This is a genomic window from Sphingomonas sp. CFBP 8765 (genome assembly GCF_014841445.1).
Classification (GTDB): Bacteria; Pseudomonadota; Alphaproteobacteria; order Sphingomonadales; family Sphingomonadaceae; genus Sphingomonas; species Sphingomonas aerolata.
Map to the genome: position 1 here is coordinate 1 of NZ_JACYTY010000018.1, position 12,206 is coordinate 12,206.

General features: G+C 55.9%; 9 protein-coding genes and 2 pseudogenes. 5 read left to right on the top strand and 6 right to left on the bottom strand.

Features of this window, described 5'->3' with window-relative positions; genetic code table 11:
- Positions 1 to 295: 295 nt before the first annotated feature.
- Positions 296 to 658, top strand: a complete 363-nt coding sequence (locus tag IFT87_RS19845; protein ID WP_192191721.1) for a response regulator — start codon at positions 296 to 298, stop codon at positions 656 to 658.
- Positions 659 to 725: 67 nt separating this feature from the next.
- Here the strand turns inward: IFT87_RS19845 and IFT87_RS19850 are convergent.
- The 6 genes and pseudogenes from IFT87_RS19850 to IFT87_RS19875 all read right to left on the bottom strand — a co-directional run bounded on the left by IFT87_RS19850 (position 726) and on the right by IFT87_RS19875 (position 6,118).
- Positions 726 to 1,439, bottom strand: a pseudogene (locus tag IFT87_RS19850) (IS5 family transposase).
- 227 nt (positions 1,440 to 1,666) lie between these two features.
- Positions 1,667 to 2,116 carry a hypothetical protein gene (locus IFT87_RS19855; RefSeq protein WP_192191718.1) on the bottom strand — a complete coding sequence of 150 codons (450 nt, stop codon included), beginning with the start codon at positions 2,114 to 2,116 and terminating at the stop codon, positions 1,667 to 1,669.
- Positions 2,117 to 2,264: 148 nt separating this feature from the next.
- The gene (locus IFT87_RS19860) at positions 2,265 to 2,462 is read right to left on the bottom strand and encodes a hypothetical protein (RefSeq protein ID WP_244649306.1); all 198 of its coding nucleotides are present in this window, start codon (positions 2,460 to 2,462) and stop codon (positions 2,265 to 2,267) included.
- A gap of 61 nt (positions 2,463 to 2,523) precedes the next feature.
- Positions 2,524 to 4,155: a methyl-accepting chemotaxis protein gene (locus IFT87_RS19865; RefSeq protein ID WP_244651600.1), complete on the bottom strand. Its 1,632-nt coding sequence runs from the start codon at positions 4,153 to 4,155 to the stop codon at positions 2,524 to 2,526.
- Positions 4,156 to 4,664: 509 nt separating this feature from the next.
- A pseudogene (locus IFT87_RS19870) lies at positions 4,665 to 4,925 on the bottom strand (transposase); the annotation flags it as partial.
- A gap of 644 nt (positions 4,926 to 5,569) precedes the next feature.
- Positions 5,570 to 6,118, bottom strand: a complete 549-nt coding sequence (locus tag IFT87_RS19875; RefSeq protein WP_156360512.1) for an FxDxF family PEP-CTERM protein — start codon at positions 6,116 to 6,118, stop codon at positions 5,570 to 5,572.
- Positions 6,119 to 6,373: 255 nt separating this feature from the next.
- Between IFT87_RS19875 and IFT87_RS19880 the strand changes: the two genes are divergently transcribed.
- The 4 genes from IFT87_RS19880 to IFT87_RS19895 all read left to right on the top strand — a co-directional run bounded on the left by IFT87_RS19880 (position 6,374) and on the right by IFT87_RS19895 (position 9,986).
- On the top strand, positions 6,374 to 7,021 hold the full coding sequence (locus tag IFT87_RS19880; protein WP_249403489.1) for a DsbA family protein: 648 nt from the start codon (positions 6,374 to 6,376) through the stop codon (positions 7,019 to 7,021).
- An 862-nt stretch (positions 7,022 to 7,883) separates the two neighbouring features.
- The gene (locus IFT87_RS19885; protein WP_192191720.1) at positions 7,884 to 8,582 is read left to right on the top strand and encodes a Crp/Fnr family transcriptional regulator; all 699 of its coding nucleotides are present in this window, start codon (positions 7,884 to 7,886) and stop codon (positions 8,580 to 8,582) included.
- Positions 8,583 to 9,122: 540 nt separating this feature from the next.
- On the top strand, positions 9,123 to 9,647 hold the full coding sequence (locus IFT87_RS19890) for a MucR family transcriptional regulator (protein WP_249403487.1): 525 nt from the start codon (positions 9,123 to 9,125) through the stop codon (positions 9,645 to 9,647).
- 90 nt (positions 9,648 to 9,737) lie between these two features.
- Positions 9,738 to 9,986 (top strand): hypothetical protein, encoded by a 249-nt coding sequence (locus IFT87_RS19895; protein ID WP_249403488.1) that lies wholly within the window; start codon positions 9,738 to 9,740, stop codon positions 9,984 to 9,986.
- The last annotated feature ends 2,220 nt before the right edge of the window (positions 9,987 to 12,206 follow it).

Below are 12,206 nucleotides of genomic sequence, written 5' to 3' on the forward strand. Positions count from 1 at the left end.
TCAGTCATATGCCTCACTCTTATCTAAGAGCGGGGCCCTGTCAGGTCATTTAGGGGGCCACCTCACGCTTTGTGGCGCCGCCTATAAACAAGAGTGGAGACAGCCCTGGAAGGCCGCCGAAAAATTAAGGTGGTTAAAAAGCAGAATACGCTGTTGCTCCATTATGGCACAACATTAGACCAGGGCTGTATCATTAACTCTCGAAAAAAGAGAGCAATATTCTTATAACTTATACCAAAGTAACGGGCTTTCGCATTTGCCGGACGTTGTCATCAATAGAAAAATAAGTGACGTGATGGACAAACGGGTACTAATTGTTGAAGACAACGAGCTTAACTTGAAACTATTCTGCGACTTATTGCAGGCGCATGAGTTTGTTGTCGAGCCGGTACGTGACGGTCGCGAAGCCCTAATCCGGATTCGTGAATTTCACCCTGATTTGATTATTATGGACATTCAGATGCCGTACGTCTCCGGCTACGAGCTGATCCGCGAGATCGTGAGTGACAAGAACCTGCAGACAATTCCGATAATGGCCGTGACAGCTTATGCCGGCCCCGACGATGAAGAGCGAATCCGAGCAGCTGGTGCGCAATCTTATATCTCGAAGCCAATAACCCTGGCGCGGTTTCTAGACGGGGTGAACGCGTTGCTTTGACTCTATAAACTTAGCGATCTTGGAAGTGCAAACCATCGCTCGATGAGTCTAGTCCAGTGTGCGTCGATCAAAGCCGGAAGATGATGGTGACAGCGAATGTGACGGCGGATAAGAAGACTGCTGGACAATTATCCTAGCGGGTCACAACGCAGCACCAGACCTTCAGCCGTCCGAACACGATCTCAATACGGCTGCGGCGCTTGTCGTAGTTAATAAGCTCGAGCCGGAGCTTCCAACCTAGAATGCACGGCTGTATGCTCTTGGCCAGAAGGCAGCCCTGAGCAAGCCAGCGTTGTAGCCGCAACCGCCGTGCAGCCATTGTGCCTTGCGTAAATCGTCCAGTAACGCAGCTGCACCGATGTAGTCGCTGAACTGTCCAGCGGTCATGAAGAAAGTGAGCGGACTGCCGTTTACGTCGGTCATGGCGTGGAGCTTCGTGTTCATACCGCCCCTTCGACAAGCTTAGGGCAGGCTTTGGTGAGACCGATCAAGCGCCCAAGATCCCCTTTTTAACCGGCAGGCTCGATGCCGTGCGGTGCGCCTTTAGCGACGTCTTTGGGTCGGCATCAACGGCAACCAAGCCGTCCATTATGCTATGGAGCACACCCATCTCACCTCACGGTTCCAGCAATTGTAGAGCGTTCTGTGTAGGCCTTAGTTGCTGAACGCATCACGCTAGCTAGGCTCATTGCGGTTCACGAAAACGATACTGCTCAATACCTGCCGGTCGGCAACTTGCGGCTTGCCCTGGCTCCCAAGGAAATGACCGCAGGTGCGCCATCTGCTCGTCCGTCAGCCAGTACAGATCGCATCTCAGGTCTTCTCACGGAGCCTGAGTCAGATCGCGCTTTTTACATTATGGGTCGGAGCCGTCCTTAAATAACATCTTACTCGCTTGGTATTGTGCGAGACGGTCAACGGTATATTTAAGCGCACGGCTTCAAGGCATGGCTACTATCGAAGCCGACTTTACAGGGCTCGTACGGAGACAGGACTGTGATCTGGCCGTTAGACCGCCTGTGGGGAAGTAAGACTGGGATCAGAACTCGCCGAAACGCTCATTTCGACTGCGCGTCGTTCGGCCTCTTTGAGCAGCTCGTGCTCTGTCAGGGCTCGGTGATCGATCCACCATTTTGCGTCAGTGATAAGGACACAGATCTGGTAGCCGTCTTTCTGTGTAACCGGCTGGGCAACAAGCTTGCAAAAGCGGCTAGCTCGAAGGGTTGATGCCCATGCGACCTGACGATCGCTGCCAGTGAGCGATGGAAGATCAAGGTGCGCTATGGCTGCACCGTCACGAACCGCCGCTTCCGCTTGTTCAGCCTGTTTGGTTGCAAGAAAGCAGGTAGTGCACTTAGTCGTCTCTAGCCAGCGGGCTTTCCGCTCTTGCTGGCTTGCGAAGCCGGCGAGATAGTGAATTTGCTCATGCCCGCAGGCGTGCGTGATGATCTTGCTCATAAAGCGAAGATGCTCGACAGCCATGTCAAGGCAACGCGTATGAGTCAGGTTGAATCTGGAATGCGGCAAGCCGTTGACGTGTAACGCCTGCCAGTTGGTTAACATTAGGGTTGGCCTATTGTTTCGGCTCGGCCTGGTCAGGCTGCGGTCAAAGGCTGATATTCCGCCGAGCCATTTCCAAGAACGCCAAATCGCCGATCGGCGTGCGAGGCTCGGCTTTGAAGATGTCGGCCAGGTCGAGCAGATCGTTGTCGGCAAGGCTTGTTATGGACGTCTCGATCTTGGCAAGGCGTTCAACGGCGCGATCACCACGATCGGTGATCCGCTTCATTTTTGTCTTGAGCATGCACTCTCCTACCATGCGCGTCTTCGTGCGGGCATCCCACGGAGATGGGGCCGACTTGGCACTACGCTGCCGCAGCATCGTCCGCTTGAAGGAACGAGACGAAAAGGTCGGTCGATGACCGCAAATTTCGCGCGCTCGCCGCCAGATCGCTGGCGCTGCCCCGTACCGACGCCGACAATAGGGCGGCAGACCCTGCAGCTTCCGCCACGCCGTCGATCCGGGTGCCGATTTCCTTCGCGGCGCCGACCGCTCGCGCTGCACCCGCATCCACCTCCTGCGCCGTGAAGCGCTGCTCGCCGACTGCGGTCGCGATTCCCGATGCCGCGACTGAGACCTGGCCGATCGCGGTATTGACGCTACGCAGCTTCTCGCCTGTATCTGCCACGCCCTCGCGAATTCCGGTAAGCAGCATGCTGATCCGATTGCTTGCCTGCTTGGTATCCGCCGACAAGCCTTTTACTTCGCCCGCAACGACCGCGAACCCGCGCCCCGCGTCGCCCGCCCGTGCCGCCTCGATCGTCGCGTTCAGGGCCAGCAAATTGGTCTTGTTCGCTAGCTCTCGAATGTCGTCGAGAATGACTTCGATCTGGACCGCGTGATCCTCAAGCATCGCGACCGTCTGCACGCTGCGATGCGCTTCCAGGCTCGCCACCACGGTCAGTTCCGATTGCTGGTCGGCTGCAATCGCGATCGTCCGGATCGATTCCGACAGGTCGCGGATCGATGACGCGACATGCGCGATGTCGCGTGCTGCTCGACCTGCGCCCGATGCTGCCTCAACCGCATCCTGGGTCGCGTCGCTGGTAACGTCCTCGAGCCGAACTGCCGCATGCTCTAGTCGTTCGGTCGCCTGTCCGATGCTCTTCACGACTGACGTCACGGAATGATCGAACTCGTTCGCTAGTACCACCAGCTCGCCGCGCCGCTCGCTCGCGATCCGTGCCGCCTGCTCTTCACGCTGCCGGCGTTCGCGCGTCGCCACCGCCTCCGCTGTGCGCGCCTGAAGCATCGCTTCTTCTGTCTGCCGCTGGCCATCCTCCGCCACTTGGGTCAACTCGCGCGACCGCCGTAACGCCGCACTCTGCGACTGGAACAGCCGCTCGAGCTGGATCGTCAGCACCGTCAATGCGCTAAATTGCAGCCCGACCGCCACGACATGAAAGATCACCCGGCCAAGATTGCCCGAGCCGGTGAATACAAACTCCGGGGCCCACCATTGGAGGGCGAGATGATGGACCGCGGTTAGCACCGTCGCCAGCGCGATCGGCCGCCAGTCCGCCAACATTACCAGTGCCGCCATTCCGACGAAGAAATACATGTGCGCATCCATCTGCCACGGATGCCCCTTGAGCAGGAAGACGAGCATCGCCGGTATCACCGCGGCGAGCGATCCCATCAGTGTCCGGGCCTCGACATCGTAGCGCCCGCTGAGCGCCATCGCGGTTGGCCCTGCCGTGATGATGGTGCCAATGACCAGCAGCGGGACACCCGTGCCCGCGTCCAATACGGCGTTGCCTATCAGCAGCCCTCCCAACGAGGTCCAGCCGATCAACGCCCATGTTTGCACAGCGCGACGCCGCAACCGGTCGAGCGGGTTGAGCCCGGCATCGTGCCCCATTTCCACGGTGGCCCCGAGCTTGGCCCTGAGATCCAACCAGGAAAACGCTGGCTTTAGTGAAGTGATGCGGTTCATACTGGCCTCCCAGCGCCGCCATTTGCCCCACAGCCTGCGGGCGGAGCGGCCATGATGACGGTATTCCATGCGACCCGGGGGGCGATGCGGGCCCGATCACCAACGACGACCAGCGATCCCGGAAACGGCCCGGCCCCGAGCAACGCCGCACCGCCCGCTAACGCGCCCTGCACGATTGCTCCGTCATCTGAACCGAGCGGCACCAGAAGCATCGAGCCCGATGCTGGCGGCCACATCGTCAACGCGACAAGCCCAAACGTTGCAGCGACGATCTGCGCAGGGACCAACATCCGGTTTGGCGGGAATTTCATACGCTAACCTATGCACTGCCCGGTTAATGCAAGGTAAGTTCGCGGTCCATGATTGCGCCCGATCTCGCGTCAATAGAGATCTGAATTTGTGACGCAAGCCGGCAGGCATCGCGGAAGACCGGCCATATTGGATTCGCGTCAACAACAAGCGAATTGGTTTGCGATTGGGCGGTCTTGCTTAGGGTGAGGACCCATTGGTCATAGCAAGAAGATGACGGTAGCCGCGAGCGTGATAGTAGAGAACAAGGCGGTCGGGCAGCGGCCGTAGCGATTGGCCACTCGGCGCCAAATCATCAGACGGCCGAACAAGGTCTCGATGCGGTTGCGACACCGGTAGCGGCACTTGTCGTATCTGATTGGCTCGTTGCGCGATCTGCGGTCCGGGATGTAGAGTTGGATGCCCTTGGCTTCCAGGGCGACCCTGAACCAATCGGCGTCATAATTACGGTCGCCAAGCACCCGACGATTGTCGACCCGAGGCTTGCTATGCTCTTAATAAAGAACGGTTGCAGACGCGCCATCTGCGTATCTGTCAGCCAGTACAGGTCCCTTATCCACGCTCTCCTCACTTAGCATGAGTCAGATCGCGCCTTTTACATCAATAGGTCCTGACCCTAATGGCGCTAAACGTATAGGCGCCATGGGCGCGCTTCCATCGGGCAGCGCGATCAGATTGATAATCCGATCGACGGTAATCACTTTCGAAATCAACCGAACACCATCGCAAGAGGCGATAAGCCGCAGCAGGTGAGCTTCGCCTTGAGGGTGGCAGTAGGCTGCATAACTTATTAATCTGAGAAGTCCAATCTGCCTCGCGCTTCGTGCAAGACCGAGGATGGTGGCGGTGTGTGGTCGTAAACCGATGTATGCCGATACAAGACTTTTTGTTCAATAACACGTATCGATCATAAAGACGAGTTTGCGATCTAAAGTCTTTTACCATTGAGCGCAGTACCGCCTGACTCGCTTTAAAGTTCACCGATCAATGGCGTTCATTGCGTAGACCCGAGCTTGCTAAATCTCAAATAGCAACATCCGCCAACCTCGAAAGATTGGCGGGTGTTTTAAAATAGATGGACACTGGGACCAACTATCAAATGTGTTTAGGCGTATGCGACCTTTGCCTGGCGACGGCGAACACGCATCGATGCACCGATCCCGCCAATACCGAACAACATGATCGCCCAGGTACCTGCCTCGGGAACTGCCGAAGGCTCAAAGGTGGCTGTGCCGGCATAGGACCCGTTGCCACGCGACATGCCGTTCACCACGATCTGATTCGGCGCACCCGAAGCAATAGCCAGGTTGTTGATCTCGAAAAATTCAGCATTGCCTACAATGGTCTTCGTTGCTGCGAAGCCATTGATAAAGACCGACAGTATGTCGAGGTCGGTCGAGCTCGTCAGTCGCGTGGTGTTCGTGCTCAACGTACCGCTAGCCAGACCGGCCTGATCGATGACGAAATTGAAGGTATCTTGAAATGCGCCCATCCCGATGCCCGAACGACCGAAATCTGCCGAAACGGTACCATTCGTGATATCACCGCTAACCGTGAACTCCGGGTCGCCCGGAGTGTAATCAATTGCATAAGCCGCTGGGGCCATCGCGAAAGCAGATACGAATGCCATAGTCGAACAAAGTAGACGCTTCATGACGAACTCCTTCACCTTATGCCTAACAAAAGTATAATGGACATCATGACGACTCGCAATTCGATATATTGCTGAGATTCGCTGTTTGCCTAATGACGTCTAATTTCGGGACAGCTGTGTCTTTTCAATCACAGGCGGTGCTGACTTGAACGCGCCACGATCGTTGATCGTCGGCATGCAGGTGGTACACGACGCGATCGATCTGCCGACTTTACGCCATCTTGTCTCAGCAGCTTTCGGCCAGCCTTGGACGCGATGAACATGCCAGAGCCACTTAATCGGAGGCAGGCGGTAGGGCTTGGGGCTGTCGTGGTGGCTGGCTGGGCAGTCGGGCAGGTGCTGCGTCGCACGGCTCCAATCGGTCGGGATGTTGGGCCGACCGCCGACCTGATCCTGACCAGTGGAAATTCACCCGAGCAAGGTCCAGCCGATGCGACGCTCCGGCTTGCCGTCTTCACCGATTACCGCTGCCCCGCCTGCCGTCATGCCTTCCACGCTTTGGACGAGGCGGTGGAACGCGATGGAAAGGTTAGGGTCGTCTATAAGGACTGGCCGATCTTCGGTCCACCGTCCGAACGTGCTGCGAGCATCGTGCTCGCCTGTGCCGAACAGGGGATCTATCCGGCCATTCATCGCCAACTGATGACCGACGGTCGTATCATCGACGACGACATGCTGCGAGACGTCGTTACCAGTGCCGGAGGGGACTGGCAGCGCGCGACGACGTGGCTTGCTTTACATGCAGAAGCCGTCGCCGCGCGCCTACGTGCAAACGGTCAAGAGGCCTATTCGATCGGTCTGACCGGCACCCCGGGCTATCTTGCCGGACGTATGCTGGCGATGGGAGCGATCGAGACAAGTGACTTTAAACGGCTGTTTGCGCGGGCGCGAGCGGACGGCTGATGATCCGGGAGGATGCAAACATGATCGAACGCCCTGTCGGAAGAAACACGTAAGTCGTCACAGGCAGGATCGCCGATCGCGTCTTGAGACGATTAAGAGGCTGTCGTCGGAGGATATCCTTCTGTCGTGCACCAGTCAGTGACGACAGGTCGAACTTCTCAGATACACTCCTAAACCACGTATTTATGTCCGACGTTTTGAGTGACGTAGATCCTTCCGCGACGAGAACGTTTGCCCGGATTTATGACGCGGGGTGTGCAACATGCTCGCCTGGCGGACGTTAATGGCCGTGTCTAAAGTGCACGGCGAACCAAGGAACGGCGCATGGAAGTGAACACTGAGGGCGAAGACACGGGCTCAGAACGACGTGAAATACACTTCCTTGCGGCCCTATTGGACGAGTTGATGCGAAAGATGCTCGCAACCGGCGCTCTGACGCAAGCCGACTTAAACGAAATAGAATCAGCCGCAGCTAAGCGGGTCGGTGGGCAGCCGCGTGCTTGGTAGTTTCCGGCTTTTTCACCACCGCAGTGACGACCTTTGAAAACCGTGACGAGGTATCCCCCATCAGGTTTGTGATTTGACGAAAGCCCGCGCCTGCAGGGAGCTTGCTGGCATAAAGCACACGTTTGTCGCGCAGTCGTAACTGCGACCGCTTTTCTACATATCTGACCGCGTGGTGACAATAAGGCAGAGGGAGGCAGATGCTCCGCTATCGAGGAAGCCGATGCCGTAAGAGGTTATCGCCTAACGCTGATGACCGCGGTAGTGGCCTTCGGCTATCAAGCTGCCGATTTCAAGCCCAATAAATCAGCTTGCTTGTTGCCTTGGATTAAGATCTGCAGCAAGCATGGACCAATTAATGACAAAGCTGGAACGGGTTACCGCCCTATCGGACGATGACCGATCAGGCCTGCTCGCGCTTTTCAGCGACACGCATCATTTCAAAAAAGGCGGAAATATTCTACGTGAAGGTGAACAACCCGAGCATTTGCATGTCTTGATCGACGGATGGGCAGCCCAATGCGTGACCTTAGTGGATGGATCGCGGCAAACCACAGCGTTTCTGATGCCTGGTGATTTCTGCAACGGCGAAACGACGCTTCTAAGGCGGTTGGATTACGGCGTAGTCGCTTTAACGCCGGTGACAATCGGCACTGCAAGGCGCGAACATCTGATAGCCCTAATGCTTGATCGCCCCAATGTGGCGCGAGCCTTCTGGCAGACGACTCTTGTTGATGCGGCAGTGCTACGGTCGTGGCTAGTCAATATCGCCAACCGGGATTCGTATCGGCGCATCGCACATCTGATGTGTGAGTTGCATACCCGTCTCTCATGTCTAGGTCTCGTGCGCGGTTCGACTTGCGTTGTGCCGCTTACGCAGCAACAACTGGGCAATGCCCTTGGACTTACGCCGGTTCACGTCAACCGAATGCTTAGACGGCTTCGCGATGAAGGGTTAATGGAGTTTCAGAAGCGTACCTTGACGCTGCATAATATTGCCGAGTTACATGAGGTAGCCAACTTTGATTCCGGTTATCTCCACATGAAGCTAGACTAGCGAAAGGCAAATAGACATTCTATTGAATTGCTTTCATATAAGCTAATATCGATGCATCATCACAGTATAATCGCGCGCTGACGCGCGAGCGTGTAATGGTTGGACTTGCTGCGGCAAAGCGTCGCGGACGCCAAAATGGCCACCCGCTGATGATCGATACCGAAACCCTCGAACGGATTACAGCCGCACTGGACGGTGAGGCTAGTAAGGCGTCTGTCTGTCGGACGTTCAAGGTACCTCGCTCGACGCTAATCGGCACTCTAGCCCGGATCGGCTGGACCGCACCAGCGAAGACCTAATCCGGTCGCATCAAGCAGTCTGTCGGAAGAGCACAACGCTATCGCGAATAGGCTCTGCTGTGTCGCTTATCCTAAGTGATATGTTGTAATCACGGCACCAAACGACGCGCAGATGGTGCCTCGTTAGATGCGGAGCGTCCCAAGATGGGCCATTAAACGGTAACTTCTTAAGCTCTCAGCGGATCACCTCCTCGTTACATATCTGTTTGACTTGAAAGTCGGAGCGATAGAACCTAGTTGCATGCATCCCTACAAAGATTCAGAGATTATAATGAACGATGATATCAACGCGGTCGAGTTGGCCGCTGAACTGACCGCTGCGTGGTTGGCCAATCCTAACACCCGCACAAATGCGGAGGATGTACCTGCATTTTTGCGGTCAATGCATGCCGCTGTCGCTCAACTGTCAGGCGCAGCTACTTCAGTAGCCCCGGAAGAAGCTGCTCAAGCTTATGAGCCTGCTGTCACGGTGCGTAAGTCGCTGGCGTCGCCCGATCACATCATTTCTTTGATCGACGGCAAGCCATACAGGACATTACGCCGCCATCTGGCGAGCAATGGCCTTACGCCTGAGGAATATCGAGCACGCTACAACCTGAAGGCTGATTATCCCATGGTTGCACCTTCGTACTCGGAAGCACGGCGGACCATGGCAAAGTTGATAGGTTTGGGGCGTAAGCCTGGTCAGACAGCCGAAAAGGCTACTGATGATTCCCCCAAGCCTCCCCGCAAACCTCGCGCAACGAAGGTCACCGAGGAGGCATAAGCGAAACGGGGAGGCTAGCACTCCCCGTTTCCGTTCCGGCTTCGCTAAGTATCGCGACGGAGCGTTTAAACATTCAAGGCCAATGGTGGCTTGTTTCGCGTCGTAAAAGAAGTGGATTTCGGACGTCAGCGTCGCGACAACATCCATGTTCACGATGGCATCGACGAAGCCGAGTTCGTCGCAACCCGTGAGAAACGCGACGCATCGCTCCCACTACCCGACCTGATGCTCACCGCGCTTCAGGTGAACATACGTGGCGGCCGACTGCCAGATGCCGACGAATGTGGGACGGCGTTTCTCAAAGTGCCTTTGAACCGGTTTGGGCCTGCTGTCTCGTAACTTGGGCCAAGCTAGAGCGGCTTAAGTTTTCGGTGTCAGGATCGACCGAGACCAGACGTGCCGGCTCTGGATGCCCCGCACCTAAACGCTTGCAGGTCGTAGACATTGATCAGGTTCGAGACATTTTAGGCTTTTGGAACGGAACTAGGGCTAGTCACAGACGATAATTTTGCCATCTTTCTCAGATGATAATTCTGTACAGCGTACTTGCGGTCGTCTGGGGCCTCCCAATTGCTATCATACTGGCAACCTCAGTCGGCTATGGCGTTTCCCCTCGCTTCGCTCAATTTATGCGAACACATCTAGGGTTCTGACAACGGCATCACGTGCCGTGAGCCAGGTTATCGATAATGCACGACGACATCGGCTGTCTGTTTTTGCGTCGACTTGGGAAACAGCCGTTCTGGCTGTACCGCGGAAACGCTCAGTCCGCCTGCCGGAGCTGTAGAGCAGACTGTTCAGACCCACGGATCGGCGTTTGGGGCGGGCAGGTCTGCGCAGGCAGCAACGTGGCAATTCTTGCTCGAGTTAAAAACGGCCTGTATCACCGCGAGATTGCAATTCTAAAATGCGCTTGCGACGTAGACGGCTCTCTGCGAGGCAGACCTAAGAGCCCGCTGACCCAAGACAGTGAGAGCTCGGCATCCCGCTCGCGACATCAAGCGTGTCACACAAGCGGGCGGGGTGCTTTACGAATATTCAACTATCAAGCGTGTAGCCAAAAACCGAGGCTATGGCCTTCAGTACCGCGTACCTTTTTAGCGCCTCGCCATGTTTTTTCGCACAGCCACGCGGGGCGCTTTCGCTTGATCGAACTAGCGCGTGTGGCCATTAACACCTTCTTTACCATAAGGTTTTATCAACAATCGTCTTGAAGAAATTCGTCGAGCGCTTGTGCATTGATGATGATTATCAATGAGGTGCAGCATGAATGCCTCCCACCGATCGAACTTCCCTGTGGCGCACTCTGCGGCCCACACTATGGTTAGTCGGTACGGGGTGGATGCTGCGTTCGTCGCCCAGCGCGAAGTCGATGCCAAGATTGAGCGCGGAGACCTCCAGGGGGCACTCGAACTTGATCAAGTACGCCGTGAACTTCTGGATCTCATCATAGATATAGAGCCTCCTGCGCATTACTGACCTACCGACGAATGAATTCGTGAAATTGTCCAATTCTCTTTTGCGCGCCGGGGGTTTGAGCGAACACCTGCTCGCTGGCGACGGCGGGACGAATCAGCGAGGCATGGCAGGCGGACTACAACACCGTGCGTGTCAACAGCACTCCTGCCAGGATGGCACTCGGCAACTCTACGACCCGCCCCGCCACGGGCATTTGGAAAACGCGCGAAGTTATCCGCGGCCGGGCAACATCCGCAGCGTCAAAGAGCAAGCGGACCGTGGTGCCGAAGAAGCGGCAAAGTAGGGCTTACTCAGTAAGCGCCAAAATGCCGGCGAGACGCCTGCTAAATGCAGCGAATTCCAAGCTTGTGGCCATTGGTCCTCAGTCGATTGCACACTCGGGTCGCAACTAGGTGAGGGCGAGGCGGAGGTTCTGACCGGCATCCATATCGTAGGCCAATCGCCTGGAACGTCGCTTCTAGCGTAAAGATGAGGGTGGTCTGCCCCTACTCTCAGCACGGTCCGCTTATGCGGACGGCTACGGGGACTTTGATACATCACCACTCGAGCAGAGAGTCAAAAAAACCTGCCAGTCGCGGTTAATGCGCCTTTCACCGTATGGAATTACAATTACGAAATAGAGTTCCTGCATAAGTCCCCTTGTCGAAAGACAAACACTTTCAACTCGGGGGGTTCACATGCGCTACTGGCCTATCGGTAAGCCCATCAGGGCTTAATAGTGTCAACAGCCTGAGCAGCTATCATCTTTTACTGCCGCATTTCGCAGGGGATAGCGCAATGCGTCACTGAAACAGTGGTAAGGCTCGCAAAGGCTGCTGATTAATACCTTTGTCCTTAACCTAACATATCCAATACGCAATATTGGAATACCGCAAAGCTCGATAACGGCTAAGCTCGAAAATGCCCGGCTTTCCAAGCCGGGCATTTTCTGCCGTCAAGACCTCGTCATGTCCTTTACCGGCATCTCAAAAGTAAAGGCCCGAGGAACAAGCCCAAGCACCTTTACAGCCTTTCGCATTGCTTCGTTATGTGTCGATATCGTGAAGTGGATTTCGGTAAACCACCCGTTTAGGTGAACCT